The organism is Actinomycetospora termitidis (genome assembly GCF_030286555.1).
GTDB lineage: Bacteria > Actinomycetota > Actinomycetes > Mycobacteriales > Pseudonocardiaceae > Actinomycetospora > Actinomycetospora termitidis.
This window is the reverse complement of the sequence record NZ_JASVWF010000002.1, coordinates 699359-726075: the sequence shown is the minus strand read 5'-3', so window position 1 is coordinate 726075 and position 26717 is coordinate 699359. Positions and strand designations below refer to the sequence as shown.

The following is a 26717-nucleotide window of genomic DNA, read 5'->3' as shown; positions in this document are numbered from 1 at the left end:
GAGACGTCGTGCGTCCAGCGGCCCGCGTCGGCGACCCGACCGGACACCCCGGGGTCCTCGGCCCGCCCGGGGTCCCGACCGTTCTCGTCGGGGGCCTGCCCGCCGCCACGATCGGCACCCCGCACGTGTGCAGCATGCCGCCGCCCGGCGGCCCGCACCCGCCGAGCACTGTCGTCACCGGCTCGTCGACGGTGCTCGTCGGCGGCCTCCCCGCCGCGCGCGCGGGCGACCTCACCGGGTGCGGGGCGCCGATCCTGTCCGGCGCCCCCATCGTCCTGATCGGGGGTTGAGATGCGGCACCACGCGTTCGTCGGGGCCGGCTGGGGGTTCCCCGTGGCCACCGACGTCACCGGGGGGATCGCCCTCGTGTCCGGCGACCTGGAGATCCGGCAGAGCATCCGGCTGATCCTCGCCACCACCCCGGGCGAGCGCCCGATGCGCCCGGAGTTCGGCTGCGCCCTCGAGGAGTTCGTGTTCGCGCCGGCGGACGCCGGCACGGCCGGACAGATCGCCGACGAGGTGCGCCGCGCCCTCGAACGCTGGGAGCCCCGTATCGAGCTCGACGAGGTCGACGTCTCGGTCGACCCCACGCTGGAGGGGACCCTGCTCATCGACGTGCGCTACCGGCAGCGCGACGAGGACGACCCGCGCAACCTGGTGTTCCCCTTCTACACGATCCCCGCGCGGGACCGGGCCCTCGACGGCGGTGCGTGATGGCCCTCCCCGTGCCCGCCCTCGACGACCGGCAGTTCCAGGACCTCGTCGACGACGCCAAGCGCCTCGTCGCCCAGCGGTGCCCGGAGTGGACCGACCACAACGTGTCCGACCCCGGGGTGACCCTGATCGAGGCCGTCGCGTCGATGGTCGACCAGCTGATCTACCGCCTCAACCGGGTCCCCGAGCTGCACTACCGCCACTTCCTCAACCTCCTCGGGGTCCGACCCCACCCCCCGACGGCCGCGCGGACCGACGTGACGTTCCGGCTCTCGGCGGCCCAGCCCGAATCGGTCGTCGTCCCCGGCGGCACCGCGGTGGCCACGCCGCGCACCGAGACCGAGGAACCCGTCGTGTTCACGACGCTGCACGACCTGCGCATCGCCCCGGCCGCGTTCCAGGCGCTGGTGACCGCACCCGCCTCGGGCGGTCCCGTCGACCGCACGGGCGCCCTGCGCCTCGACGACGGCATCCCGGCCTTCTCCGAGGACCCGCACCCGGGGGACGCGCTCCTGGTCGGCCTGACGCAACCGGTCCCCGGCTGCATGCTGCTCCTGCGCTTCGGTGCCCGGGTCGAGGGCCACGGCGTGGACCCTCGCGACCCACCCTGGGCGTGGGAGGCCTGGGACGGGGAGGGCTGGACGGCCTGTGAGCTCGGCAGCGACGACACCGGCGGGCTCAACCGCTCCGGCGACGTCGTGCTGCACGTGCCCCCGTCGCACACGTGGTCCACGGTCCTGCGGCAGCGGGCGGGATGGCTGCGGTGCCGTGTCACCCCGCCCCGGCCCGGCCGGCCGTCGTACACCAGCCCGCCCCGCGTCCGGGCCCTGACCGCCGAGGTCGTCGGCGGGACCGTGCCCGTGATCCACGCCGAGGAGACGCGCGACGAGGTCATCGGCGTCTCCGAGGGGGTGCCCGGACAGCGGTTCTCCCTCCAGCACGGGCCGGTGGTGCCCGGCGACCAGCCGCTGCTGGTCGAGAGCGGTCCCCGGGACGACCCGGAGGAGTGGTGGGAGGTCGACAGCTTCGCCGACTCCGGACCCGACGACCGGCACCTCGTCCTGGACGCGGTGGCAGGCCAGATCGTCCTCGGCCCCGCGGTGCGCGAACCGGACGGCTCCCTGCGCCGCTTCGGGGCCGTCCCGGTGAAGGGCGCGACCCTCCGGGTCCCGTCCTACCGCTCGGGGGGCGGCCGGCGCGGCAATGTCGCCCGGGGCCGGATCACCGACCAGCGCTCCCCCGTCCCGTTCGTGTCCTCGGTGGTCAACCGGCACCCCGCCGCCGGCGGCACCGACCAGGAGGGCGTCGAGGACGCGTCGATCCGGGGGCCGCTGGGGCTGCGGACCCGCGAGCGGGCGGTGACCCGGGAGGACTACGAGCTGCTCGCGCGCCAAGCCGCGCCCGACGTCGCCCGCGTCCGCTGCGTGCCCGCGACCGGGTCGGACGCGGTCCGTGTGCTCGTGGTGCCGCGGGTCGACGTCGGGGACCGCGAGCTCGCCCCCGCGGACCTCGAGCCCTCCGATCGGACCCTGGAGGCCATCCGGGCCCACCTCGACGCCCGGCGCTGCCTCGGCGCCCGGGTCGTCGTCGAGCCGCCGCGCTACCAGGGCGTGACCGTGGTGGCCCAGGTGACCGCCCGGCGGCGAGCCACCCTCGAGCGCGTGGAGCAGCGGACCACCGACGCCCTGCGCCGCTTCCTCCACCCCCTGCACGGCGGTCCCGACGGCGAGGGGTGGCCCTTCGGTCGGCCCGTGCAGCTCGGCGAGGTGTTCGCCGTGCTCCAGCGCGTGTCCGGGGTCGAGGCCGTGCAGGACGTGCAGCTCTTCGCGGCCGACCTCGGCAGCGGTGCGCGGACCCGTCCGGTCCACCGGCTCGACCTCGACCCGAATGCGCTCGCGCTCTCCTACGACCACCAGGTCCGGGTGGACCCGTCGTGACCCCGCCGATCGTGGGGAGGTCACCGTGCGCGGCACTCTGACCGGGTTCCCGAGCCCGCACCCCTTGCAGGAGCGCCTGCCCGGCGTCTACGCCGACAGTGACGGCGACGGCTTCGTCCACCGCTTCACCTCGGCGCTCGACGACCTGCTCACGCCCGTGCTCGTCACGCTGGACAACCTGCCCGCCTACCTCGACCCGTTCGTCGCGCCCGAGGACGTCCTCGACTGGTTGGCCGGATGGGTCGGTGTCGCGGGAGACACCGGCTGGCCGGTGGAGCACCGCCGTCGCCTCGTCGCCGAGGCCGCAGCCATCCACCGTCGCCGCGGCACCCCCGCCGGGGTCGCCGACCACGTCCGGTGCCTCACCGGCGGACGCGTCGAGGTCACCGACGGCGGCGGGGTGAGCTGGTCGCGCACCCCCGGCAGCCGCCCGCCCGGATCGGACGGGGCGGAGGTGCACGTCGTCGTCCACGTCGCGGACCCCGCGACGGTGGACCGCACCCGCCTCGACGCCCTCGTCGCCCGCCTCGTCCCCGCCCACCTCGCCGTCTCGGTCGACGTGCTCCCCGAGAGGAGACCTGCCGGTGCCGCCACGGATCCACCTCCCGCTGACGCCGATCCCGATCGAGCCGGGCGGCCACGTGATCGTTGAGGCGGTCGTCCTCAACCCCGGTCCCGACGACCGGCGCTACGCGGTGCAGGTCCTCGGCAGCGCCGAGAGCTGGACGTCCCTCGAGCCGCCCAGCGTGACCGTGCCGGCCGGCGGCCGGGCCCTCGTCGCCCTCCACCTGCACCCGCCCCGGGCACCGCACGTGCGCAGCGGCGCCACGCCGGTCGGGCTGCTGGTCAGCGCCCCGGAGCCCGGGGAGCACGCGACGACGGAGGGCGTCCTCGAGATCGCCCGGTTCCGCGGCCTCGACGTCCGGCTCTTCCCGTCGGTCCGGCACGGGCGGTCCGGCACGTTCGAGCTGCTGCTCCGCAACGACGGCAACGAGGTCGTTCGCGCGACCGTCGCCGGGCGGGGCGACGCCGAGGACCTCACCGTCTCCTGCAGCCCGGAGACGCTCGCCGTGTTCCCGGGTGGCGAGGCCGTCAGCCAGATCCGCGTGCGGTCGCCGCGACAGCTGTGGCGCGAGGTGGGAGGAGCCAGGTCGTTCCGGGTGGTGGTCCACCCGACCGTCGACGATCCGATCGGAGTCCGCGGGGCTCTCATCACCCGTTCGGCCACTACCGACTCCCGTGACCCCGGGTAACCCCGTTGCGGTAAGACTCGTTCGGCAGAAGAGGTGACGGAGGGGCATTCCTAGGATGGGTTCGAAGGCTTTAGAACACGCACGGTAACAGCAGTGGAGTTCGATGATGAATTGGGACACGGTTGTGGCCGTCCTCCGCGACCCGCTGTTCGCCGTGGTCCTCTCAGTCGTCCTGGCGATCGTCTCCAGCCGACGCCTCCGCGGTGTCGTCCGCATGCTCTTCCTCGCGGCGGCGGCTGCTCTGTTCGTCTGGGCGATCGTCCGATTCGAGGCCGTCGCTGACCTCGTCGTCTCGGTCGTTCTCATCGCTGCCGCTCTGATCCTCGTACTCGTGATGGTTCTGGTCGTCGGCATCGTCGTGCTCCACCGGGTCGCCGAGCGCGATGCCGCACGGCGCGAGGTGTACGCCCGGACCTCGCGCGGTCGCCGGCCCACGGGACTCGGACGACGCGCCGAGAGGGGCCCGGACCACGACCCGGTGGAGGTCCTGGCGGGCGCCCAGGACAGGCTCTTCGAGGCAGCGGACCCGGAACACCTCCTCGCCGAGGTCGACGAGGGCAGACCACTGACGGCTGTCGGGCATGTGATCCGGCTCTACCTCCGCGGTCCTGATCGGGACCAGGTCCGCCGGATCCATGCCGACGTGAACGAGGCGATCGAGTCTCTCGCCGATCAGGTCGCGGACACGGAACCTGCGGGGGCCGACGTCCTCCGGTCTCTCGCCGAGCCGACCTTCAGGCCCTCGCGCAGCGAATGGCGCCGTCTGCTCGATGCGGAAGACGTGCCGATCCTGGTCGCCGTCGCGGTCCGCACCCTCCTGCGCCGACGTCGGTGGCGTGAGGCGTCGACCATCTTCTACAAGACGAGCCTGGGCGCTCTCGCGCTCGTCGACTTCCGCTGAGGCTCCCGACCTCGCGTCGCGTATTAGCCTGGACGCATGAGCAGTGCGATCGGCAAGCCGAAGGTCGAGAAGTCCGACGCCGAGTGGCGGGAGCAGCTCTCGCCCGAGGAGTACCACGTCCTGCGCCAGGCCGGCACGGAGCGGCCGTTCACCGGCGAGTACGACGAGACGTTCACCGAGGGCGTCTACCATTGCCGCGCGTGCGACGCCGAGCTCTTCCGCTCGGACACGAAGTTCGCGAGCCACTGCGGGTGGCCGTCGTTCTACGCCCCCTCGGCCGACGACAACGTCATCCTGCGCGAGGACTCGTCGATGGGGATGCGCCGCGTCGAGGTGCTGTGCGGGACCTGCCACTCCCACCTCGGGCACGTGTTCGAGGGCGAGGGCTACGGCACGCCCACCGACCAGCGGTACTGCATGAACTCGGTCTCGCTGCGCCTCGAGCCGAAGTAGCTCACGCGGTCCCGCTGACGCCGGGGATGCGGTCGGAGCGGAACGCCTCGACGAAGCGGCGGTGGTCGTCGCGCACCACCCCGGCGTAGGCGTGGGCGAAGCCGACGAGGTCGGCGACGAACTCGTCCTCCCGGCCGCCGACGACGGCGAGCACGGCCTCCTCGACCTGGAACCCGACCAGGTCGGCGTCGGTGTGTTCCCGGGCGTCCCGGTCCGCGACGCAGTGCGCCCGCGCGGTCGCGTGCCCGAGGTAGCCGAGCACGCCCGCGACGTCGGCGGGCTCGGTGACGTCGTCCCAGTCCAGGTCCGCCTCGTACGGCGACAGCTCGGAGACGACGTAGCCGATCCCGCGCAGCTCGGTCCAGCCGAGCAGCCGGTCGGCGTGCGCCTGCAGCGCGCGCTGGGACAGCGCGGTCCGGTGCCCGTGGTGGACGAACGCGGAGGCCACCCGCTCGTCGGCGACGACACGGCTCGGGGCCGCGACGACGGCCTGCTTCATGCTGATGACGACGTCGTTGTCGAGCGCCTCGTTGAAGCCCTCGATCAGCACGTTGTAGGCGGGCAGGCCGGCGCTGCCGATCCCGAAGCCGCTGCGGCCGACCACGTCGACCACCTCGTAGGCGACGTCCGGGAGCCGCTGACCGGCCGGGATCGTATCCAGGTAGCGCCGGAACGCCTCGACGACCTCCGCCCGCTCCCCGGCCTCGAGCCGCCGCACCCCCGGCCCGGAGCGGAAGACCCGGTCGTCGCCCTCGATCTCGGTGATCGACGCGAGCAACGCCTCCCGGCTCGACTCCCGCGAGCGTTGCAGCGCCGCCCGGACCGCCCCGTCGGTCCCGGAGCGGCGCAGCGCGTGCGTCAGCTCCCCCGCGTTGCCGTGGAACGAGCGCAGCGCCGCCAGGTAGGCCCGCACGTACGTCGTGACCAGCTCGGAGACCGTCTCGTCGGAGAACGCCTTCGACCAGCCGAGCAGCGCCACGCTCGCCACGAGGCGCCGCAGGTCCCACGTGAACGCGCCGAGGTAGGCCTCGTCGAAGTCGTTGAGCGCGAAGACCAGTGCCCCCTCGCCGTCCATGTAGGTGCCGAAGTTCTCGGCGTGGAGGTCGCCCTGGATCCACACCCGGGAGGTCCGCTCGTCGGCCCACGGGTCGTCGAGCCGGACGACGTCGGCGTAGAACAGGCACGCGCTGCCGCGGTAGAACGCGAACGGGTCGGCCGCCATCTTGCGGAACTTCGACCGGAACGCGGCCGGGCTCGCCGTCATGAGGTCGGCGAACGCGTCGGTGAGGGTGTCGACGATGAAGCCGGTGCGGGCCTCGTCGTCGTCGGTGCCGAGGGCCGAGAGGTCGGCGGCGGGAGTCACGCGAGCATCATGGCCCGCCCGGGTCAGGACAGGGCGAGCAGCGCGCCCGGGGCGACCCGCGGGCCCGTGAAGAACGGCGTCTCCTCGCGCACGTGGCGGCGCGCCTCGGTCGCCCGCAGGTCGCGCATCAGGTCGACGATCCGGTCCAGCTCGTCGGACTCGAAGGCGAGGATCCACTCGTAGTCGCCCAGCGCGAACGCCGGGACGGTGTTGGCCCGGACGTCGGCGTAGCCGCGGGCGGCCTTGCCGTGGTCGGCGAGCATCTGGCGCCGCTCCTCGTCGGGCAGCAGGTACCAGTCCAGCGACCGCACGAACGGGTAGAGGCAGAGGTAGCCGCGCGGCTCCTCCCCCGCGATGAACGCCGGCACGTGGCTCTTGTTGAACTCCGCCGGGCGGTGCAGGGCGGTGTTCGACCAGACCGGCTCCGACGCCCGGCCCAGCGCGGTGCGGCGCAGCGCGGTGTAGGTGGCCTGCAGCGACTCGACGTCGGTCGCGTGGGTCCAGACCATCCAGTCGGCGTCCGCCCGCATGCCCGCGAGGTCGTACACCCCGCGCACGACGACGCCCTTGGACTCCTGCTCGTCGACCGCGGCGGCGAACTCCTCGGCGGCGTTGCGCCGGTCGTCCGGGAGCTTCGCCTGGTCGGTGCGGAAGACCGACCACATCGCGTACCGGATCGTCGAGTTCAGCTCGTCGTAGTTCAGCCGCGCCACGACCCCATCGTGCCACGCAGCCGTGAGGGGAGGATCCGAGCGCTCTTATCGCTCGAGGGTTCCCCTCGTGCGGTGGGAGAGGTGCGCCACGACCCGCTCGGCCGCCGCGTCCCCGGTGGCGAGGCACGCGGGCACCCCCACGCCGTGCAGGGCGGCGCCGGCGACGGCGAGCCCGTCGGGCAGGCCCGACTCGATCCTCGCCACCCGCGCGTCGTGCCCGGCGCCGTACTGCGGCAGCCCGCCGCCCCAGCGGGCGACGACGCTCTCCAGCGGCTCGACGTCGATCCCGAGCAGGGCGGCGACGTCGGCGCGGGCAGCGGCGACGAGCTCGTCGTCGTCACGCTGCAGCGTCCCGGTCTCCCCGTACCGCCCGATCGACGCCCGCAGCACCACGGCCTCGTCCCCGACCAGGTGCGGCCACTTGACCGAGGACACGGTGACGGCCTTGATGGTCCAGGGCGTCCCGTCCGGGCGGCGCTCCCCCGAGCCGACGAGCACACCCGAGCGCGACCCGAGGTCGGTGTCCGGCGGCAGGGCCAGCGCGACGACGGCCGACGACGCCAGCTCGATCCCGGCGGCGGCACCCGCGGCGTCGGGGGCGACGTCGGCCAGCAGGCGGCGCAGCCCCGGGGCGGGCACCGCGAGCACCACGGCGTCGGCGTCCAGGACCTCGTCGCCCCGCGGACCGGCGGCGACGACCCGCCACCCGCCCTCGTGGGGCGCCACCGCCGTCACCGTGCGGGCCAGCCGGACGTCGGCCCGGGCGGCGACGGCGAGCGCCGGCGGGAGGTCGGCCAGCGCCGTCCGCAGCGTGCCGAAGACGGGGGCCGGGGCGACGCCGTCCGGGGGCGCCGCCGGGAGCGCGGCGCGGGCGGCGCCCACCAGCGACGTCGGGTCCCGGTCGAGGGCGGCGGCCAGGGCGGGGACGGTCGCGCGCACGCCGAGCGCGTCCGCGCGCCCGGAGTAGACGCCGCCGAGCAGCGGGTCGACCAGCCGGTCGGCCACCTCGTCGCCGAGGCGCGCCCGCACGAGCGCACCGACCGTGTCGTCGCCGGACCACGCCACCGGGCCGAGCCCCGCCTCGGCGTCCAGCGCGGCGCGCCCCGTCTCCGAGAGCAGGGTCCCGACGGCGGGTGGGTCGGCCGGGACCCCCATGACGGTGCGGGGCGGCATGCGGTGGGTGGCGCCGCCCGCCCGGATGCCGGAGGAGGCCGCCGACGGGTGCACGACGTCGTCGGCCAGCCCCAGCTCGGCCAGCCGGTCCGCGGCCTCCGCACGGCGCGCGAGGAACGCCTCCGCGCCCACGTCGACGCGCAGCCCGCCGAGCTCCACCGCGGCGAGCTTGCCGCCGAGGGTGCGTGCGGCCTCCAGGACGGTGATCGTGGCCGCGTCGCCGAGCCGGGTGCGCAGCCGGTGCGCCGCGGCCAGGCCGCTGACCCCGCCGCCGACCACGACGACCCGGGGAGCCCCGGGACTCACGCGCGGACGGGCAGGGAGTGCACCAGGTCCACGACCCGGGCGAGCGCGTCCGGGTCGGTGTCGGGCAGCACCCCGTGGCCGAGGTTGAACACGTGGGCGGGGGCCGCGTGGCCCTCCGCGACGATCCGGCGCACCTCGCGGTCGACGACGTCCGGCCCCGCGAACAGCACCGCCGGGTCCAGGTTGCCCTGCAGCACCTTCCCCGGGGCCCGGCGTGTGGCGGCGTCGAGGGGGACGCGCCAGTCCACCCCGACGACGTCCGCGCCGGCCTCGCCCATCGCCCCGAGCAGCTCGCCGGTGCCGACGCCGAAGTGGATGCGCGGCAGGTCCGCGTCGGACAGCCCGGCGAGCACCTTCGTCGAGTGCGGCAGGACCAGCTCCCGGTAGTCGCGCTCGGAGAGCGCCCCGGCCCAGGAGTCGAAGAGCTGGACGGCGTCGACGCCCGCCTCGACCTGCGCGCGGAGGAACCCGAGCGTGAGGTCGGCGAGGTGGTCGAGCAGCGCGTGCCAGGTGGCGGGGTCGGCGTGCATGAGCGCCTTGGTGCGCTCGTGGTTGCGGCTCGGCCCGCCCTCGACGAGATAGGAGGCGAGGGTGAACGGGGCGCCCGCGAACCCGATCAGCGGCGTCCCGCCGAGTTCGTGGACGAGCAGCCGCACCGCCTGCGCGACCGGCTCGGCCTGCGCGGGGTCGAGGTGCGGGAGCGCGGCGACGTCCGCGGCCGTGCGCACCGGCGCGTCGATGACCGGCCCGGTGCCCGCGACGATGTCCACCCCGACCCCGGCCACCTTGAGCGGCACGACGATGTCGGAGAAGAGGATCGCGGCGTCCACGCCGTAGCGGCGGACCGGCTGCAGGGTGATCTCGCAGGCCAGGTCCGGGGTCAGGCAGGACTCCAGCATCGCGGTGCCCTCGCGGGCGCGCCGGTACTCCGGCAGCGAGCGGCCGGCCTGGCGCATGAACCACACCGGCACGTGCGCGGGCGTCCCGCCCCGCGCCGCCGTCAGGAACGCGGACCCGGGGAGGTCCCGACGAGGGCCGGTCGGGGCGGGCGCGACGACGGGACTCGGGTCGGGTTCCGTCGGCGCACTCATGGTGCTGCCAGTCTGCCAGCCGGGCCGGTGGCCCGGTCGGTGGGCGTGGCCCGGTCGGTCGGCGTGGCGCGGCCCCGGCGCGTCGGGCTCCCGCGCGTGGCGGGGGCCACCTACGCTCCGGCGGGTGACGGCACCCGCGACCGCCCCCGAGACGTTCCGCCGGGCCGTGGAGTCGCTCGCCGCTCTGCGCCCCCGCCCCGAGATCGAGCTGCGCGAGATGCGCGCCCCGCAACGGCTCGCGCCGTGGTCGGCCGCGTGGAGCGCGGAGGTGGTCTCCCCCGCCGCCGGGCCCGACCCGGAACCGGAGGTGCTGGTGACCGGCCGCCTGGTCCTCCTGCACGACCCGGAGGGCCAGGAGGCCTGGGACGGCACGCTGCGCCTGGTGACCTTCGTGCGCGCCGAGCTCGACCCGGAGCACGCGAACGACCCGATGCTGCCCGAGGTGGCCTGGTCGTGGCTCACCGGCGCCCTCGAGGAGAGCGCCGCCCCGGCCACGGCGGTCGGCGGCACGGTCACCCAGACCTCGTCGGTGCGCTTCGGGGACATCTCCGGGCCCGCGCAGGTGTGCGACCTGGAGCTCCGCGCGTCCTGGACCCCGGTGCCCGACGACGGGCCGGTCGACCTCACCGAGCACGGCACCGCCTTCACGACGGTGCTCGCCACGGCGGCGGGACTGCCGCCGGTGGGGGTCGCGAGCCTCGGGGCGCGCCGGCTCGGATGACGCCGGGAGACGTTCGGCGACCATCGGGTTCGTTCTCGGACGAGACGCCGACGCTTCCGGCGTCTCAACTCGCGACGCCCGATCCCGTTCACCATTCAGCGAACTCTCAGCACTTTCCCGGTACCACTGGTTCCGATCCCGACTTTTTCCCCGGCCGCGTGCGTGCGGTTCCCGACCGTCGGCCGCTGGTCGCGCCGGGTGAACGAGGGGCAGCGAGCGGATCACGGATGCGACTCCGAACGCTGCCACGGTGTTGCGTCCGTTACTCAGATGAGACTGGACCGATGAGCGCAGCGACGCTCCGGCGAACAGAGCCTTTGCGCACGCTCAGTCACGATCGCTACACACAGTGTCATCACGAGCACACGGAGAGTGCGAGAGACACACCAAGGAGTGACCGCGGAGCCGTAACGGGCGAAACTCCACCGAGCGAAGTTGGCCCTAATGCTCTCGTTAACTCGCCAGGGGGGATATGTTCTCTCGCGACGCACTTCCTCGGCCGTTCGGCGGCGCGGTCGGCGACCGGGGTTCCTGGTGTGTCCGTCGGGGGGCAAGACCGACTTCAGGGAGGTAGTTGACGTGGCTACCGTGGGCCCAGGCATGGCACTGCGCGGCGTCGCGAGTGGCCTGCTGCCACCGGCCATGGTCCCGCATCCGCGGGAAGAGATGTTCTCGGTGCTGGTGGTCGACGACCACCCGTTGCTGCGCGAGGCGATCGCGCAGCGGCTGTCCTCGATGGGCGCGGGCACCGTGCACGAGGCGGCCTCGATCTCCGAGGCGCGGACCCGGGCGCTCGCGTCCGGTCCCTGTGACCTCGCGATCCTCGATCTCGGTCTCCCGGACGGGTCCGGCCTGGACCTGATCGCGGAGCTGCGGGCCCAGGGGTGGAACCGCATCGTGGTCCTGGCGGCGTCGGACGACCCGTCCGCCGTCCGCGCGGCGTTCCAGGCCGGGGCGCAGGCCTACCTGCTCAAGTCCGCCTCACCCGGGATCGTCACCGACGGCGTGCGGCGCGTACTCGAGGGCGGCCTCTACGCCGACCCCTCGGTCGCCCCGCTGCTCGCCGCGGGCACGCGGGTGCCGGCGACGGACAACACGCCCCGGGAGCTCTCGGCCCGCGAGGTGGAGGTCCTCCAGCTGGTGGCGGACGGCCGGTCGAACAAGGAGATCGGCGAGGCGCTGAGCCTCTCCGCCCTCACGGTCAAGAGCCACCTCTCGCGGATCGGCCGCAAGCTCGGCACGGGCGACCGCGCCCAGATGGTCGCCCTGGCCATGCGGGCAGGCGTCATCCGCTGAGCACCGACGAGAGCCCGACGTCCGCCGACGGGGGCGAGGAGACCGGTGCGGAGATCACCGAGCTGCTCGCCCCCGCCGACGGGGTCCCCCCGATCATCACCGATCGGGACCGCCTGACGGCACTCGCCGAGGACCTGGCTGCGGGCAGCGGCCCGGTCGCGGTGGACGCCGAGCGGGCGTCGGGGTTCCGCTACTCCGCCCGCGCCTACCTGGTGCAGCTGCGCCGGGAGGGTGCCGGGTCGGCCCTCGTGGACCCGATCGCCCTCGACGGCGACCTGTCCGTCCTCGGCGACGCACTGCGCGGCGTCGAGTGGGTGCTCCACGCCGCGTCGCAGGACCTGCCGTGCCTCGCCGAGGTCGGCATGCGTCCCGACGCCCTGTTCGACACCGAGCTCGCCGGGCGCCTCGCCGGCTACCCGCGCGTCGGGCTCGGCCCCCTCGCCGAGCGTCTGCTCGGCGTGCACCTGCGCAAGGGCTACGGCGCCGCCGACTGGTCCACCCGCCCCCTGCCCGACGACTGGCTGGTCTACGCCGCCCTCGACGTCGAGCTGCTCGTGGCGATGCGTGACCTGCTCGCCGCCGACCTCGATCGGCAGGGCAAGGCCGAGTGGGCCCGGCAGGAGTTCGAGGCGGTCCGCCTCGCCGGTCCCCCCGCCCGCCGGGCCGAGCCGTGGCGACGGACCTCCGGGATGCACAAGGTGCGGCGCCCCCGGCAGCTGGCCGTGGTGCGCGCGCTCTGGGAATCGCGCGACGAGCTCGCCGAGTCCCGCGACGTCGCACCGGGCCGGCTGCTGCCCGACGCTGCGATCGTCGACGCCGCCCTGCGCGAGCCCGACTCCCGCGAGGCGCTGACCGAGATGCCCGTCTTCCGCGGCAGCCGCCAGCGCCGGCTCGCCGACCGCTGGTGGCGCGCCGTGCGCACCGGCCGTGGCCTGCCCGCCGAGGACCTGCCCGCGACGTCCCCCGCCGGCGACGGCCCGCCCCCGGTGAACCGCTGGGCCGACAAGGACCCGGACGCGGCGGCCCGGCTCACCGCCGCCCGCGCCCACCTCGCGACCCTGTCCGAGCAGTGGGACACCCCGGTGGAGAACCTCCTGCAGCCCGACCTCGTCCGCCGGCTCTGCTGGACCCCGCCCGACCCGGCCGACGCGTCCGCCGTCGACGAGGTCCTGACGACGGGTGGTGCCCGGCCCTGGCAGCGCGAGCTGGCCCTGCCCGGCCTCGTGGCCGCGCTGGCCGAGACCGCGCCCCCCGAGGCGGCCGACCGCTCCGGCGACCCGGACACGACCCCCGCCCCGGCCGGCGGGGACGGACCCCGCCGGGCCCCGCGCCGCCGGCGGCGCCGCGGCGGCAGCGCGGAGCGGGCTCAGGTCGGGACGGTCACGCCGGTGTTCAGCGACCCGGAGACCTGACCGGGCAGCGCGACCCGCACCGAGAGCCCGCCGCCGTCGACCGGTTCGGCGGACACCGTCCCCCGGTGCGCGCGGACGACCGCCCGGACGATCGACAACCCCAGGCCCGACCCCGTGCCGACCCGGTCGGCCCCCCGGCGGAACGGCTCGAACAGGTCCGGGACCCGGGCCGGGTCGAGCACCGGACCGGACGACGCCACCACGAGCTCCACCTCGCCCGGACCGGCGCCCGGGCCGGAGCGCACCGTGATCCAGCCGTCCTCGACGTTGTGCCGGACCGCGTTCTCGACGAGGTTCCCGACCACCCGCTCCAGCAGCGCGGCGTCGCCGACCACGATCGCGGCGGGCACGGGGCCGTCGTCGCCCTCCGCCGCCTGCGCGGTCGTGACCTCCACCCGCAGCCGCCGCGCCTCGACCTCGGCCCGCACGGCGTCCAGCGCGCCCCGGGCCGCGAGGTCGAGATCGACCGGCTCGTCGCCGTCGTCCGCGCGACGCTCGGCCGCCTCCGTGCGGGCGAGCAGCAGGAGGCCGTCGACGAGGCCCTCGGCCCGGCGGGTGGCGTCGCGCAGCACCGCGGCCATCCGGCGCAGCTCGTCGACGTCGGCGTCCGGGTCGGCGAGCGTCACGTCGATCTCGGTGCGCAGGACGGCGAGCGGGGTCCGCAGCTCGTGGCTGGCGTTGGCGACGAACCGGCGCTGGGCGTCGAAGGCGGCCTGGAGCCGGTCGAGCATCGCGTCGAAGGTGTCCGCGAGCTCGGCGACCTCGTCGCGCGGGCCCTCCAGGTCGATCCGGGCGTCCAGCGACTCCGCCGAGAGCCGGCGGGCGGTGGCGGTGACGTCGTGCACGGGGCGCAGCACGTGCCCCGTCAGGACCCAGGAGACCAGCGCCGCGGCCACCACCACGAGCGCGAAGGCGACCGAGCCGACCTGCAGCACCTCGGCGCGCGCGCTGTGGCCGAGGGCGTCGGCGATCTCCCCGGCCGGCACCGGGACGTCGTCCACCAGCACCGGGGTCTGCGGGGGCAGCGTCGGCAACGTCGTCGCGACCTCCCCGACGAGCATCCAGCCCAGCCAGAGCAGCAGCGCGGAGACCGCGGCGACCAGGCCGGTCGCGAGCAGGGTCAGCCGGACACGCAGACCCGGGCCACGGCGGCGCCGGGTGCGGGGTGGGGCGGCCGGACGGAGCACGGTGGGTGAGCCTACGACCGCGTGCGCACCCCACGTGTGAAGGTGTCGGTCGCACACGACGGGCCCGGCACCCGTCCCCCCGCGGGGACGTGGCACCGGGCCCGGTGGCTACGACGTCAGTTGATCGCCTGGATCGGCGACGAGCAGGACTTGCTGATGCCCGCGGTGTTGCCGTGCTTCGCGTCGGATCCCACCGGGACGCTGGCGGCGTTGTCCTGCACCGGCACCTGGACGCCGAGGACGTTGACCGGGACGTCGTTGTTGCAGACGTTCACCGGGGTGTTCGGCGCGAAGTCCGAGGAGTTGACGACGCCCTTCTGGGCCGTCCCGTCGGTCTCGTGGGCCATCGCCAGGCCGGCGGTGGAGACCAGGCCGGAGGAGATGAGGGCCGACGCCAGGACGGCCTTGCGCATCATCGACATGATGGGGTGTTCCTCTCTGGGGGGAGCCTCCGGACGATCACGGTCCGACACCGTCCGGATACGTGTAGTGAACGAAGCTCCCGATCCCCGGGGCACGATTTCCGACGCGCGTTCCGCCGATCAGGTGATCATGGCCGGATAACGTGTCCCGTCTCGCCTGGTCAGGGCGGTGCGGCATGCTGCGGCGATGAGCACCGACGCCGTGATCGTCGAGGTCGCCGTCAACGGCACCACCACCCGCGAGGCCAACCCGCACGTGCCCCGCACGCCGGCCGAGATCGCGGACGACATGCTCGCGTGCCTGGCCGGCGGGGCCGCGATCGCCCACAACCACAACGACGAGCCGATGTTCACTACCGACGCCGTCCACTCCCCCGCCCCCTACGTCGAGGCGTGGACCCCCGTCGTCGAGCAGTACCCGGACGCGCTGCTGTACCCGACCATGGGCGCCGGGGCGCGCGGCATCCCGGTGGAGCGGAAGTGGGGGCACGTCGAGGAGCTCGCCCGGCGCGGGCTGGGCGGCATGACCCTGGTCGACCCGGGGTCGGTGAACGTCGGCCTGCTCGACTCCGGCGAGTGCGCACCGGCGGCGGCCGCGGAGCCGTACCAGAACAGCATCGCCGACACCGAGTACATGTTCCGTCGCACCGGCGAGCTCGGCGCCCGGCCCTCGATCTCGATCTTCGAGCCCGGCTTCCTGCGCACGACGCTGACGCTGGCCCGCCATGGGCGTGTGCCCCCGGGCGCGATGGTGAAGCTCTACTTCGGCGGGGACCTGCAGTTCGGCCTGCCGCCCACCGAGCGGGCGCTCGACGCGTACTGCGAGCTGCTGGAGGGCTCGGGCCTGCCCTGGTCGGTGGCCGTGCTGGGCGGTGACGTGGTGGGCTCCGGCCTGGCGGCGCTGGCCCTGGAGCGCGGCGGGCACGTGCGGGTGGGCCTGGAGGACTACGCGGGCCCGCGCCGGCCGACGAACGTCGAACTGCTCGACGAGGTGCTCGAGGTGCTCACCGCCGCCGGCCGCCGTCCCGCAACGTGCACCGAGGCCCGGGCGATCCTGGACGGCTGAGCCGCGTCAGGCGGCGGGCACCTCGGCGCGGGCCTCGAGCATCGCCAGGTGGTGCGGGTTGTGCATCACGCCCAGGACGTTGCCGAACGGGTCGACGACGGCCGCCGTCAGGAACCCGCCGTCGTCGCCGTGCGCGGTGACCGGCTGGTACTCGGTCGCGCCGAGGGCGAGCAGGCGCGCGACCGTGCCCGCCAGGTCGTCGACGTGCCAGTGCATGATCGCGCCGCCCGGCGCCCCGCCCGCGCCGGCCGGGCCCCAGCGGCGGTCGATGATGCCGATCTCGTCCTCGTCGTCGCCGACCCGGAACTCCACGTACGCGGGCCGCTCGGCGGGGAACGCGTAGTACGCCTCCACCCCGAAGACCTCGGCGTACCAGTCGCGCGCGGCGAGGACGTCGTCCGCGTACAGGTTCAGGGTCGCGAATCCACGGAACATCTCGGGCTCCTCCGGTGCGGTGTTACCAGTGTTCGAAGTTTGTCGGTCACTCGGTGACCGGTCAAGAGCTTTCGGTGGTAACTTCACCGGCATGTTCGTCCCGGACCCCGCCCCGGCCCCGCTGCACCGTGCGCAGAGCCTGGTCAACACCTGGTACGGCCGCCTGACCGGCGGCGGCGAGGAGAGGCTCGCGACGCCGGCGGACCTCGCGCGGTGGGCGTCGGCGTGCGGCGACCCGCTGGCCCCGGACGAGGTGACCGACGACGACGTCGCGCTGGCGCTCGTCGTCCGTGAAGGGGTCCGGGCCGTGCTCGCGCCCCGCACCGACTCCGGCCGTCCCGAGGACCCGGCCGCCCTGGCCGCACTCGACGGCGTCGCCGACCGGCTCCCCCTGCACTTCACGACGACGGGTCCGGCGCTCGCACCCGGCGTCGGGACCGCCCGGGGCGCGCTCGCCGCGGCGCTCGCGGGGCTGGTGACGGCGGACCCGCGACAGCGGGAGCGGCTCAAGGTGTGCCGGGACGGCCGCTGCCGCACGTCGTTCTACGACACGTCCCGCAACGGCTCGGGCGTGTGGTGCTCGATGGCCGAGTGCGGGGCGGCCAACAAGCAGGCGGCGTTCGTGCAGCGCCGTCGGGCGCGCCGGGCGGACGGGGCCGGTCAGACCCCGGCGTGAGCCGCCGGGGCGTCCGCGCGCACGCGGTAACCGGAGCCGACCACCGTGTCGATGATGCCCGGCTCGCCGAGCTTCTTGCGCAGCGTCATGACGGTGACCCGCACCGTCGTCGTGAACGGGTCGGCGTTCTCGTCCCAGACCCGCTCGAGCAGCTCCTCGGAGGAGACCACTGCACCGCCCGCGGCCATCAGCACCTCGAGGACGCCGAACTCCTTGCGCGTGAGATCCACCGTCGTGCCCTCGCGCACGACGGTGCGCTTGGCCGGGTCGAGGACGACGCCCGCGGCCTCGAGGATCGGCGGCGTCGCGGGGACGGCGCGACGGCCCAGGGCCCGGATGCGGGCCACCAGCTCGGGGAAGTCGAACGGCTTCGCGAGATAGTCGTCCGCGCCGAGGGCGAGGCCCGCGACCTTGTCGCGCAGCGTCCCGCTCGCGGTCAGCATGATGACCCGCGTGACGCCACCCGCGACCTCGGCGCACAGGTCGTCACCGGAACGCCCGGGCAGGTCACGGTCGAGCACGATGACGTCGTACCGCGTGACCGACGCCTTCTCCGAGCCGGTGTCGCCTTCGTAGGCGACGTCGACCGCCATCCCCTCGCGCCGCAGCCCACGCGCCAGCGCGTCGGCCAGGGCCTGCTCGTCCTCCACGATCAGAATGCGCACTCCTCCACGATGCCACCGCACGCCTGAGGTGCACCTGAGAAGTCGCTGGGCCCTTCCGGTCGATCCGACGGTCCCGCCATTCCTGCGCATCACGCTGGAACTGCCGGCCGAGGACCTCGTCGACCCGGGGAGCTCGAGTGGGTCGTGCCGGCACGGCGTTGCGGGACACACACGGCCGGGCCGAGTCGATCCTCACCACTCGGCCGTTGCGCCGCGCACACGGACGGCGAGAGGCGCACATCTCGCCGACCGTGTGCGGCGCGCAACGGACCGCCGCCAACGCACGAACCCCGCCGACCGTGTGCGGCGCGCAACGGGAGCCCGGTCAGTGCGTGCTGCCGCCCGCGGCCCGCGGAAGGTCCGGCACCGGCGCGACGTCGCCGGCCCGACCGGAGACCCACTCGGTCACGCGGCGCGCCACGTCCTGGTCGGTGAGCCCAGCCTTCGCCAGGACCGCGCCGCGACTGTCGTGCGGCAGGAACTCCTGGTCGAGGGCGATCCGGCGCACCGGGACGTCGACGCCGGCCTCGCTCAGTGCATCGGACAGCGCGGACCCGAAGCCGCCATGGCGCCCGCCGTCCTCGACGGTCACCACGAGCCGGTGCCCGGCGGCCAGCTCCAGCAGCACCGACGGGACCGGCTGCAACCAGCGCGGGTCGACCACGGTCACCCCGATGCCCTGCGCGGTGAGCCGGTCGGCCGCCTCCACGCCGAGCTGCCCGAACGCCCCGACGCACACGAGCAGCACGTCCGGGACCTCCGGCGGCGCGTCCTCCGGGTCCCGCTCGAGCTGCTCGACCGCGGTGGGGCGCGGCGCGGTGCGCGGGACCCGGCCGGGCTCGGCGAGCACGTCGACCGCGCCCGGCCCGGACTCGCCGCCGACGCGGCGCAGCGCGGCGACCCCGGCGGGCACGGCGCCCTTGGACCACCGCAGCGCGGTCGGGCCGTCGGCGATGTCGACGGCCTCCCGGAGCTCCTCGCGCAGCGTCTGCGCGTCGCGCGGCGCGGCCACCCGCAGGCCCGGGACGATGCCCATCACCGACAGGTCCCACATGCCGTTGTGCGAGGCGCCGTCGCTGCCGGTGACGCCGGCCCGGTCGAGCACGACCGTGACCGGCTCGCGGTGCAGCGCCACGTCCATGAGCAGCTGGTCGAAGGCGCGGTTGAGGAACGTCGAGTAGATCGCGACGACGGGGTGCAGGCCGCCGTGCGCGAGCCCCGCCGCCGAGGTCATGGCGTGCTGCTCGGCGATGCCGACGTCGAACAGCCGCTCCGGGTACACCTCGCCGAAGGGGGCGAGGCCGGTGGGCCCGGGCATCGCGGCGGTGATCGCGACGACGTCGGAGCGCTCCCGGCCGAGCTCGAGCATGGTGTCGGTGAACTCCGCGGTCCACTCGCGCGGCTTCGGGCCGATCGGCAGACCCGTCTCCGGGTCCAGCGCGCCGACCGAGTGCATCTGCTCGGCGACGTCCTGCTCGGCGGAGGCGAACCCGCGGCCCTTGGCGGTGACCGCGTGCACGATCACCGGCCCGCCGAAGTCGCGCGCCGCCTGCAGCGCGGACTCCAGCGTCGCGGTGTCGTGACCGTCCACCGGCCCGAGGTACTTCAGGCCGAGGTCGGAGAACAGCGCCTGCGGCGAGATGGCGTCCTTCACCCCGGCCTTCGCGGCGTGCATCGCGGAGTACAGCGTGCCGCCGACCCACGGAATCCTCCGCAGCGCCCGCTTGCCGTGCTCGAGCACGTCCTCGTAGCGCGGCGCGAGGCGCAGCGACGACAGCCGCTCGGAGAGCCCGCCGATCGTCGGCGCGTAGGAGCGTCCGTTGTCGTTGACCACGATGACGACGGGCCGGTCCGACCCCGCGATGTTGTTCAACGCCTCCCAGCACATGCCGCCGGTGAGCGCACCGTCGCCGACGACCGCGACGACGGAGCGGTCCCGCCCCGTGAGGGCGTCGGCCTTCGCCAGCCCGTCGGCCCAGGAGAGCGCCGTGGAGGCGTGCGAGTTCTCGACGAGGTCGTGCTCGCTCTCGGTGCGGCTGGGGTAGCCGGACAGGCCGCCGCCCTGGCGCAGCCCGTCGAACTCCTCGGACCGCCCGGTGAGGATCTTGTGCACGTAGCTCTGGTGCCCGGTGTCGAACACCAGGGCGTCGCGCGGGGAGTCGAAGACGCGGTGCAGGGCGAGGGTGAGCTCCACGACCCCGAGGTTCGGGCCCAGGTGGCCCCCCGTGCGGCAGACCTTGTCCACCAGGAACCCACGGATCTCCGCGGCGAGCGTGTCGACCTCGCCGGCGTCGAGGGCCCGCAGGTCGGCCGGGGTTCGGACGCGCTGGAGCAGACTCACGGCGGCCAGTCTACGAGCTGTGCGGCCGCCCGCCCGGTGTGGCGAGCGCCGGACGGGGGGTCCGTGAGAGGAGTTACGCCGTGCGGGGGCGGCGGGCGACGTAGACCACGGCGGGCGGTGCGTTCAGCCACACGGTGCGGCTGACCACGACCTCCTCGAAGGTCTCCTCGAGGTTGCGCTGCACCTGCTTGGCGGTCGGGAAGAACCGGATCCAGGCGTGCGCGAGCTGGGTCACGGCCCCGCCGGGCGCGGCCAGGCGCCCCAGCAGCGGAAAGATCGAGCGGTCCTTCGGGGCGGTCGCGAGCCACGGGAGGCCGGAGACCGACAGATCCGCCCGCACGCCCTCGGCGAGCAGCTTCTCCACCGCCGTGTGCGCGTCGGTGCACATCACCTCGACGTCGGGGTGGCGGCGCGCCAGCACCTCGGCCATGCCCTCGTCCATCTCGACCGCGATGTGCCGGCCCCGCCCCCGCAGCCGCGCCTGGATCTCGTCGGTGACCGAACCGGTGCCCGCCCCCAGGTCCACGACGACCGGGTCGCCGGACTCCGGCAGCGGCGCGATCGCCTGCCGGCACAGCGGCGGGAAGCTCGGGAACAGGGCGGCGACGTGCAGCGGGTCGCGCAGGAAGGCGGTCGAGAAGTGGCGGATCTCGGTCACGGGTTCTCCTGGGGAGCACGAAGGGACGGCCCGGCGGCGACCACGGCGGCGAGCAGGGCGCGCGCGACCTCGCCGACCATCGCGTCGTCGGGGGCGAAGGCCGGATGGTGCAGGCCGGGAACGGTGCCGGCGACGGCGTCGGACGCCGCGGTGCCGACGAAAAGCATGACGGACGGAGTACCCGCGGCCGAGTAGTGCGAGAAGTCGTCCGCGCCACACGAGCGGAAGCGGGTGTCGAGGCGCAGCCCGGTCGGGGCGGCGCGCTCGTCCCCGCGCCGCCCGCCCAGGGTCGCCGCGATCGCGGCGGCCAGGCCCTCGTCGTTCACGACGGCGGGTTCGTTCGGCACCACCGTCACCTCCCCGCGGCACCCGTGGGCCTGCGCGGTGTGCTCGACGACCTCGCGCACCGCGGCCAGGATCGCGTCCCGGTCGGCGTCCAGGGCCCGCACGGTGCCCCGCGCCGACGCCTCGGCCGGCACGACGTTGGGTGCCGTGCCCGCGGTCATCTGCCCGATCGTCACGACGCCGGCCTCGAGCGGGTTCACCCGGCGGGCCACGATCTGCTGCAGCCCGACCACCACGGCGGCCAGCGCGAGGACCGGGTCGCGGGTGCGGTGCGGGTAGCCGCCGTGGCCGGCGCTGCCGTGCACCCGGATCTCGATCTCGTCGGCGGAGGCGTTCACCGGGCCGGGCCGGGCGGACACGACCCCGCGGGGCAGCTCCGGCTGGACGTGCACCCCGAGCATCGCGGTCGGCGTATGCGCGCGGAACTCCGGGGCGACGACGACGTCCGCGGCCCCGCTCGGCGCGGCCTCCTCGCGCGGCTGGAACACGGCGAGCAGCGGGGCCCCGAGCACGTCCGGGCCGACGGCGCGCACGGCCCGGGTCAGGGCGACGAGCGCGGCGGTGTGCACGTCGTGGCCGCACACGTGCGCGGTGCCCTCGCGGAGCGAGCTGAACGGCAGGCCGGTCGCCTCGGTGACCGGCAGGGCGTCGAGCTCCCCGCGGACGGCGACCGCGGGGCCGGGACCGCCCAGGCGGAGCATGCCGCCGGTGCCCGCGACCGGTTCGAGGGTCGTGCCCAGGGCCGCCGCCACCGCGTCGCGGGAGTCGGCCTCGTCGCCGGAGCGGCGCGGCTCGCGGTGCAGCGCGTGCCGCAGCTCGACCGCCGCGCCGAGCTCGGCCTCGAGCGCCGCTACGAGCTCCGTCGGCACGGGTACCGGCCGCGCCCGCACCGCACCGTCCCGGGCCTGCTGGGGACCGCCGGAGATCGGGACCTCCGTCGTCCCCTCCCAATGATCGAGCTCCCCTATCGGCGTGCTCCCCTTGATGCTCCTGCTCATGCCGGGATCCGCGGATAGATCCGCAGGGCGTTGTCGCGCGCGATCATGATGGCCACCCGTTCGGCGTCGGCGGGAGAGATCTCGTCGTTCGCACAGGCCTGCTCGAGCAGCCCACCCAGGGCCGCCCGGAACCGCAGGGCCCCGAGCAGGTGCAGCTCGGGCAGCCCGTAGGCGTCCGAGGCGTAGAGCATCTTGGCGAAGGGTGCCAGTTCCAGCATCTCGGCGATCACGTCGGGGGCGCGCGAGCCGACGTGCGGCACCGCGAGGCTGACGTCGACGTAGACGCACGAGAACACCTGCGCCATCCACGCCGCCTGGCGGTGGAAGGGGTAGGTGTGCAGCAGCATCAGCGGGACCCCGAGGGGCTCCACCAGGCGCGCCAGGCCGGCGAGCAGCGCGGGGTCGGACCGGTGCAGGTCCTCGTCGGAGTCGCCGAACCCGGTGTGCAGCTGCAGCGGCAGGCCGGTGTCCAGGCCCGCCCAGACCCCGTGGCGCAGCAGCACCGGGTCGCGCAGGGGCTCGCCCTCGCGGGACCGGCGGGTCAACCACCCGTCCGCCGCGGTGGCGACCTCCGCGGCCTCCGGCCGGTGCGGGTCGACGTCGAGCCCCGCGCGGTAGGCCAGCACCGTCTTGCAGGCGACCGGCAGCGGCCGGAGCCCGGGCGCGGTGCGGCGGACCACCTCCGCCCGCAGCGCCTCGCCGAACCCGGCGGCGTCCACGCCGGCGTCCGCGATCTCCTCGGCGACCGCCTCGAGCCGGACGACCTCCCCGACCGGGATGCCGGCGGTCTCCGCGAGATCGTCCAGGCCGAGCAGGCCACCCGCGGCGAACCCGTGGTCGACCAGGAGCGTGCCCGAGCCCGCCGCCCGCAGCATCGCGCGGGACACCGATCCCGCGCCCAGCTCGGCGCGCCGGTCGACGTAGTCCTGCGCGGGGGCGTGCGGGGGCAGGCCCAGCACCGGGGAGCACCAGCGGCGCACCGAGAAGCCCAGGCGGGAGTCGAACGCCGACGTGCCCGGCGCCGGACCGCTGCCCTCGGTCAGCAGCGACTCGAAGCCGGATCGGTCGAGGTCGTCGGCCACCACCGAGTGGCAGTGGTGGTCGACCAGCGGCACCCCGTCGAGGAAGCTCACCGGCCCCGCCGGCACCAGGCCCAGCGAGACGAGGCTGCCGCCGCCGGGCGCCACGGGGCTCACCCGCCGCGGCGGACGAGGGTCGCCACGCACTCGACGTGGTGGGTCATCGGGAACGCGTCGAAGACCCGCAGGTCGGCCAGGTCGTAACCGGCCTCCCCGAGCGCGGCGACGTCCCGGGCGAGGGCCGCCGGGTCGCACGCCACGTGCACGATCCGGCGCGCGCCGACGGCGCCGATCCGGGCCGCGAGCTCGCGCCCGAGGCCCTTGCGCGGCGGGTCGGCCACGATGACGTCGGGCGCGGTGGTGCGCGCCAGGGAGTCCAGGACCTTCTCCACCCGGCCCCGGACCACCCGCGCGGCGGGCAGGTCGGCCAGGTTCTCCCCCGCCGCCGCGGTGGCGTCCGGGTCGGACTCGACGTCCACGACGGTCCCGGCGCGCTCGGCGAGGGCGGCGGCGATCAGGCCCGCGCCGCCGTACAGGTCCCAGACGACGTCGTCGGGACCGAGCTCCCCGACGCCCGCCACCGCGGCCGCGACGACGGCGTCGGCCGCACCCGGGTGCACCTGCCAGAAGGCCGGCGCGGGCAGCGTCCAGTCCCGGCCGGCGGCGTGCTCGTGCGCGACGCCGGAGCCGATCTCGAGGCGGCGCTCCCCCTCGAACAGCTCGCTCGCGTGCGTCTCGCCCGCCGCGTCGGCCACGATCTCGATCTCCGCGGTCGGCGTCCAGGCCTGCGCGAGGACCGGGTCGAGGGCGCCGCGGACGGAGATCGGGCAGTCGCCGACCGGCAGCACCTCGTGGCTGCGGTGCGCCCGCAACCCGGGACGCCCGTCGTCGGTGACCGCCATCCGCATCCGCGTGCGCCACCCCAGGGGGCCACCGGGCAGGGCCTCGCACACGACGTCGCGCTCGATCCCGGCGATCCGGGACAGCTGCTCGGCGACGACGGCGGCCTTGAGGTCCCGCTGGGTGTCGTGGTCGGCGTGCTGCCAGTCGCAGCCCCCGCAGCCCCCGGGGCCCGCCCAGGGGCAGGCCGGGGTGACGCGGCCGGGGGCGGCGTCGAGGACGGTCACCGCGTCGGCGCGGCAGAACGACCCGCCGTGGTCCTCGGTGACCACGGCGTGCACGCGCTCGCCGGGCAGGGCGTGTCGGACGAACACGACCCGGCCCTCGTGCCGGGCCACGCAGTGCCCGCCGTGGGCGACCGGCCCGACCTCGACGTCGAGCATCCGGTCGGTCCAGTCCGTGCGCTCGGGGGCCGCCCCCGTCGTCGGATCGAGGGTCGAGCTCCGCTGCGCTCCGTCTCCCGCGCTCATCGCACGTCCGCCCGGTCGCCGCCTGGGGGTGACGACGTCGACCCCGGCCGCACGCCGTTGGCCGGCGGGGCCTCGTAACCGCGCCGGGCGGAGCCGGGAGCGCCCTGGGGCCGGGGGGCGGCGAGCCGGGCGGAGGACTCCAGCTGCCACGGCACACTGACGACCATGACACCTTTCTGAAACAGCAGCCGCCCCTTGAGGCGTAGCGCACTCTGGTTGTGCAGGACCTGTTCCCACCACCGCCCGAGGACGTACTCGGGGATGAACACGGTGACGACGTCGCGCGGGTTGTCGCTCCGGATCCGCTTGACGTAGGACAGGATCGGCCGGGTGATCTCGCGGTAGGGCGACTCCAGCACCTTGAGCGGCACGGGCAGCTGCCGGCGCTCCCAGTCGGCGACGACCTTGCGGGTGTCGGCGTCGTCGACGTTGACCGTCACCGCCTCGAGGACGTCCGGCCGCGTCGCCCGGGCGTAGGCGACCGCCCGCAGCGTCGGCTTGTGGACGGTCGAGACGAGGACGATCGCGTGGTTGCGGCTGGGCAGCACCGCGTCGATGACGTCGGGGGCGGCGATCTCCTCGGCGACGCGGTCGTAGTGGCGCCGGATCGAGAGCATGAGCAGGAAGGCGAGCCCGCCCGCGACGATCGCGATCCACGCGCCGACCAGGAACTTCGTGATCAGCACGACGACGAGGACCACGCCGGTCATGGCCGTGCCGAACCCGGAGACCATCCGGGAGCGACGCAGCCGGCCCCGTTCCTCCTCCTCGGTCTCGGTGCCGAGCAGCCGGTTCCAGTGCCGGACCATGCCCAGCTGGGACAGCGTGAACGAGACGAACACGCCGACCGTGTAGAGCGGGATGAGCGCCGTGACCTCCGCTCCGAAGCCGACCACCAGCACGACGGCGAAGAAGGCCAGGAACAGGATGCCGTTGGAGAAGGCCAGCCGGTCGCCCCGGGTGTGCAGCTGACGGGGCAGGTAGCGGTCCTGCGCGAGGATCGAGCCGAGCACCGGGAAGCCGTTGAACGCGGTGTTCGCGGCCAGCACCAGGATCAGGGCGGTGAAGATGGTGACCGCCCAGAAACCGGGCGGGAAGCCCGAGAAGATCGTCTCGGCGAGCTGGGCGATCAGCGTCTCCTGCTTGTAGCCCGGCGGAGCGCCGATCAGCTGCGTCGCCGGGTCCTCGGCCATGCGCACCCCGGTCGCGCGGGCCAGGGCCAGCATGCCGCCGAACATGACGACGGCGATGAGGCCGAGCAGGGCCAGGGTGGTCGCCGCGTTGCGCGACTTGGGCTTGCGGAAGGCCGGGACGCCGTTGGAGATCGCCTCGACACCGGTCAGCGCCGCGCAGCCCTGGGTGAACGAGCGCAGCACGATGAACATCAGGGCGAGGCTGGAGAGCTGGTGGTCGGCCTCGGAGCGCACGTCCAGGCCGGCACTCGGGGCCACCATGTCGTGCCCGAGCAGCAGCCGGACCACCCCGACGAGGATCATCCCGCCCAGGCAGACGATGAAGCAGTACACGGGGATCGCGAAGGCCGCGCCCGACTCCCGCAGGCCCCGCAGGTTGATCGCGGTGAGCACGGCGATCGCGAGCACGCTGAAGAGCACCTTGTGCTCCCCGACGAACGGGATGAGCGCGCCGAGGTTGTCCGCGGCCGAGGACACCGAGACGGCGACCGTGAGCGTGTAGTCCACGAGCAGGGCGGAGGCGACGGTGAGCCCGGCGTGCCGGCCGAGGTTCGTCGTCGCGATCTCGTAGTCCCCGCCGCCGGAGGGGTAGGCGTGCACGTTCTGCCGGTAGCTGACCACCACGGTGGCCAGCACGACCACCACCGCGAAGCCGATCCACGGGGAGAAGACGTAGGCCCCGAGACCCGCCAGCGAGAGGGTGATCAGCACCTCCTGCGGGGCGTAGGCGACCGAGGACAGCGCGTCGGAGGCGAACACGGGCAGCGCGATGCGCTTGCGCAGCAGCGTGTCCGAGAGCTCGTCGCTGCGGAACGGCAGTCCGAGCACGAGCCGTTTCGCGGCGGTCGCGAGCCTGGGCACGCGCAGAGCGTAGGCCGAACACCGGGAGCGGTGGGATCGGTGGGGCGGGTGGGCAGCCCAGCCGTAGGGCCGCCCACCGGATACCGTG

26 protein-coding genes are annotated in these 26717 nt (G+C 74.8%); 12 read left to right on the top strand and 14 right to left on the bottom strand.

Annotation, left to right across the window (positions count from 1 at the left end):
• The first annotated feature begins 8 nt into the window (after window positions 1-8).
• The 7 genes from QRT03_RS11395 to msrB all read left to right on the top strand — a co-directional run bounded on the left by QRT03_RS11395 (window position 9) and on the right by msrB (window position 5258).
• Entirely contained in the window at window positions 9-290 is a 282-nt protein-coding gene (locus QRT03_RS11395) for a PAAR domain-containing protein (protein WP_286052867.1), read from the top strand.
• A gap of 1 nt (window position 291) precedes the next feature.
• Window positions 292-714 carry a GPW/gp25 family protein gene (locus QRT03_RS11390; protein ID WP_286052866.1) on the top strand — a complete coding sequence of 141 codons (423 nt, stop codon included), beginning with the start codon at window positions 292-294 and terminating at the stop codon, window positions 712-714.
• Entirely contained in the window at window positions 714-2651 is a 1938-nt protein-coding gene (locus QRT03_RS11385; RefSeq protein WP_286052865.1) for a putative baseplate assembly protein, read from the top strand. The genes QRT03_RS11390 and QRT03_RS11385 overlap by 1 nt, the downstream gene beginning before the upstream one ends.
• A 25-nt stretch (window positions 2652-2676) precedes the next feature.
• Complete coding sequence (locus tag QRT03_RS11380; RefSeq protein ID WP_286052864.1) at window positions 2677-3303, top strand: phage tail protein; 627 nt, start codon at window positions 2677-2679, stop codon at window positions 3301-3303.
• Entirely contained in the window at window positions 3293-3904 is a 612-nt protein-coding gene (locus QRT03_RS11375) for a COG1470 family protein (RefSeq protein WP_286052863.1), read from the top strand. Before QRT03_RS11380 ends, QRT03_RS11375 begins: the two co-directional genes overlap by 11 nt.
• Window positions 3905-4118: 214 nt before the next feature.
• Window positions 4119-4805, top strand: a complete 687-nt coding sequence (locus QRT03_RS11370; RefSeq protein WP_286052861.1) for a hypothetical protein — start codon at window positions 4119-4121, stop codon at window positions 4803-4805.
• Between the two features lie 36 nt (window positions 4806-4841).
• Window positions 4842-5258 (top strand): peptide-methionine (R)-S-oxide reductase MsrB, encoded by a 417-nt coding sequence (gene msrB, locus QRT03_RS11365; RefSeq protein WP_286052860.1) that lies wholly within the window; start codon window positions 4842-4844, stop codon window positions 5256-5258.
• 1 nt (window position 5259) lies between these two features.
• Here the strand turns inward: msrB and QRT03_RS11360 are convergent, their stop codons facing one another.
• Genes QRT03_RS11360 through hemE form a run of 4 tightly spaced genes read right to left on the bottom strand, consistent with a single transcriptional unit; the run spans window position 5260 to window position 9904 of the window.
• Window positions 5260-6621, bottom strand: coding sequence for a DUF2252 domain-containing protein (locus QRT03_RS11360; RefSeq protein WP_425604817.1), 1362 nt, complete (start codon window positions 6619-6621; stop codon window positions 5260-5262).
• Window positions 6622-6644: 23 nt separating this feature from the next.
• Window positions 6645-7334, bottom strand: a complete 690-nt coding sequence (hemQ, locus tag QRT03_RS11355; protein WP_286052858.1) for a hydrogen peroxide-dependent heme synthase — start codon at window positions 7332-7334, stop codon at window positions 6645-6647.
• Between the two features lie 45 nt (window positions 7335-7379).
• Window positions 7380-8813, bottom strand: coding sequence for a protoporphyrinogen oxidase (gene hemG, locus QRT03_RS11350; protein ID WP_286052857.1), 1434 nt, complete (start codon window positions 8811-8813; stop codon window positions 7380-7382).
• The gene (hemE, locus tag QRT03_RS11345) at window positions 8810-9904 is read right to left on the bottom strand and encodes a uroporphyrinogen decarboxylase (protein ID WP_286052855.1); all 1095 of its coding nucleotides are present in this window, start codon (window positions 9902-9904) and stop codon (window positions 8810-8812) included. The genes hemG and hemE overlap by 4 nt, the downstream gene beginning before the upstream one ends.
• A 124-nt stretch (window positions 9905-10028) precedes the next feature.
• Here hemE and QRT03_RS11340 point away from each other — a divergent pair, with 124 nt between their 5' ends.
• The 3 genes from QRT03_RS11340 to QRT03_RS11330 all read left to right on the top strand — a co-directional run bounded on the left by QRT03_RS11340 (window position 10029) and on the right by QRT03_RS11330 (window position 13333).
• A complete protein-coding gene (locus QRT03_RS11340; protein WP_286052854.1) occupies window positions 10029-10625 on the top strand; it encodes a DUF3000 domain-containing protein in 597 nt (198 codons plus the stop codon).
• Window positions 10626-11225: 600 nt separating this feature from the next.
• Window positions 11226-11921: a response regulator gene (locus QRT03_RS11335; RefSeq protein WP_414638285.1), complete on the top strand. Its 696-nt coding sequence runs from the start codon at window positions 11226-11228 to the stop codon at window positions 11919-11921.
• A 53-nt stretch (window positions 11922-11974) separates the two neighbouring features.
• Window positions 11975-13333, top strand: coding sequence for an HRDC domain-containing protein (locus QRT03_RS11330; protein WP_286053353.1), 1359 nt, complete (start codon window positions 11975-11977; stop codon window positions 13331-13333).
• Here QRT03_RS11330 and QRT03_RS11325 read toward each other — a convergent pair.
• On the bottom strand, window positions 13288-14520 hold the full coding sequence (locus tag QRT03_RS11325; RefSeq protein ID WP_286052853.1) for a sensor histidine kinase: 1233 nt from the start codon (window positions 14518-14520) through the stop codon (window positions 13288-13290). The genes QRT03_RS11330 and QRT03_RS11325 overlap by 46 nt on opposite strands.
• Window positions 14521-14636: 116 nt before the next feature.
• On the bottom strand, window positions 14637-14933 hold the full coding sequence (locus tag QRT03_RS11320) for a hypothetical protein (protein WP_286052852.1): 297 nt from the start codon (window positions 14931-14933) through the stop codon (window positions 14637-14639).
• Window positions 14934-15129: 196 nt separating this feature from the next.
• On the opposite strand from QRT03_RS11320, the gene QRT03_RS11315 reads away from it, so the two are divergent.
• Window positions 15130-16008 (top strand): beta-keto acid cleavage family enzyme, encoded by an 879-nt coding sequence (locus tag QRT03_RS11315; protein WP_286052851.1) that lies wholly within the window; start codon window positions 15130-15132, stop codon window positions 16006-16008.
• 6 nt (window positions 16009-16014) lie between these two features.
• On the opposite strand, the gene QRT03_RS11310 is transcribed toward QRT03_RS11315, so the two are convergent.
• Window positions 16015-16443, bottom strand: coding sequence for a VOC family protein (locus QRT03_RS11310; protein ID WP_286052849.1), 429 nt, complete (start codon window positions 16441-16443; stop codon window positions 16015-16017).
• Window positions 16444-16534: 91 nt separating this feature from the next.
• On the opposite strand from QRT03_RS11310, the gene QRT03_RS11305 reads away from it, so the two are divergent.
• On the top strand, window positions 16535-17119 hold the full coding sequence (locus QRT03_RS11305; RefSeq protein ID WP_286052848.1) for a CGNR zinc finger domain-containing protein: 585 nt from the start codon (window positions 16535-16537) through the stop codon (window positions 17117-17119).
• On the opposite strand, the gene QRT03_RS11300 is transcribed toward QRT03_RS11305, so the two are convergent.
• The 7 genes from QRT03_RS11300 to QRT03_RS11270 all read right to left on the bottom strand — a co-directional run bounded on the left by QRT03_RS11300 (window position 17104) and on the right by QRT03_RS11270 (window position 26629).
• Window positions 17104-17784: a response regulator transcription factor gene (locus QRT03_RS11300; protein WP_286052847.1), complete on the bottom strand. Its 681-nt coding sequence runs from the start codon at window positions 17782-17784 to the stop codon at window positions 17104-17106. The two genes, QRT03_RS11305 and QRT03_RS11300, sit on opposite strands and share 16 nt — an antisense overlap.
• A 325-nt stretch (window positions 17785-18109) precedes the next feature.
• Window positions 18110-20125: a 1-deoxy-D-xylulose-5-phosphate synthase gene (gene dxs / locus QRT03_RS11295; protein ID WP_286052845.1), complete on the bottom strand. Its 2016-nt coding sequence runs from the start codon at window positions 20123-20125 to the stop codon at window positions 18110-18112.
• 73 nt (window positions 20126-20198) lie between these two features.
• The gene (locus QRT03_RS11290) at window positions 20199-20783 is read right to left on the bottom strand and encodes a class I SAM-dependent methyltransferase (protein ID WP_286052844.1); all 585 of its coding nucleotides are present in this window, start codon (window positions 20781-20783) and stop codon (window positions 20199-20201) included.
• Entirely contained in the window at window positions 20780-22126 is a 1347-nt protein-coding gene (locus tag QRT03_RS11285; protein WP_286052842.1) for a M20 metallopeptidase family protein, read from the bottom strand. Before QRT03_RS11285 ends, QRT03_RS11290 begins: the two co-directional genes overlap by 4 nt.
• The gene (locus QRT03_RS11280) at window positions 22123-23313 is read right to left on the bottom strand and encodes an amidohydrolase family protein (RefSeq protein WP_286052841.1); all 1191 of its coding nucleotides are present in this window, start codon (window positions 23311-23313) and stop codon (window positions 22123-22125) included. Before QRT03_RS11280 ends, QRT03_RS11285 begins: the two co-directional genes overlap by 4 nt.
• Before the next feature lie 5 nt (window positions 23314-23318).
• Window positions 23319-24488 carry a class I SAM-dependent RNA methyltransferase gene (locus QRT03_RS11275; protein WP_286053351.1) on the bottom strand — a complete coding sequence of 390 codons (1170 nt, stop codon included), beginning with the start codon at window positions 24486-24488 and terminating at the stop codon, window positions 23319-23321.
• 83 nt (window positions 24489-24571) lie between these two features.
• Complete coding sequence (locus tag QRT03_RS11270; RefSeq protein WP_286052840.1) at window positions 24572-26629, bottom strand: APC family permease; 2058 nt, start codon at window positions 26627-26629, stop codon at window positions 24572-24574.
• Window positions 26630-26717 lie beyond the last annotated feature (88 nt).

Coding starts and splice junctions, on each gene's coding strand:
- QRT03_RS11390 (WP_286052866.1), top strand. CDS start 292: ATGCGGCACCACGCGTTCGTCGGGGCCGGCTGGGGGTTCCCCGTGGCC.
- QRT03_RS11385 (WP_286052865.1), top strand. CDS start 714: ATGGCCCTCCCCGTGCCCGCCCTCGACGACCGGCAGTTCCAGGACCTC.
- QRT03_RS11370 (WP_286052861.1), top strand. CDS start 4,119: ATGCTCTTCCTCGCGGCGGCGGCTGCTCTGTTCGTCTGGGCGATCGTC.
- msrB (WP_286052860.1), top strand. CDS start 4,842: ATGAGCAGTGCGATCGGCAAGCCGAAGGTCGAGAAGTCCGACGCCGAG.
- hemE (WP_286052855.1), bottom strand. CDS start 9,904: ATGAGTGCGCCGACGGAACCCGACCCGAGTCCCGTCGTCGCGCCCGCC.
- QRT03_RS11335 (WP_414638285.1), top strand. CDS start 11,226: ATGGCACTGCGCGGCGTCGCGAGTGGCCTGCTGCCACCGGCCATGGTC.
- QRT03_RS11320 (WP_286052852.1), bottom strand. CDS start 14,933: ATGCGCAAGGCCGTCCTGGCGTCGGCCCTCATCTCCTCCGGCCTGGTC.
- QRT03_RS11315 (WP_286052851.1), top strand. CDS start 15,130: ATGAGCACCGACGCCGTGATCGTCGAGGTCGCCGTCAACGGCACCACC.
- QRT03_RS11310 (WP_286052849.1), bottom strand. CDS start 16,443: ATGTTCCGTGGATTCGCGACCCTGAACCTGTACGCGGACGACGTCCTC.
- QRT03_RS11305 (WP_286052848.1), top strand. CDS start 16,535: ATGTTCGTCCCGGACCCCGCCCCGGCCCCGCTGCACCGTGCGCAGAGC.
- QRT03_RS11285 (WP_286052842.1), bottom strand. CDS start 22,126: ATGAGCAGGAGCATCAAGGGGAGCACGCCGATAGGGGAGCTCGATCAT.
- QRT03_RS11275 (WP_286053351.1), bottom strand. CDS start 24,488: ATGCTCGACGTCGAGGTCGGGCCGGTCGCCCACGGCGGGCACTGCGTG.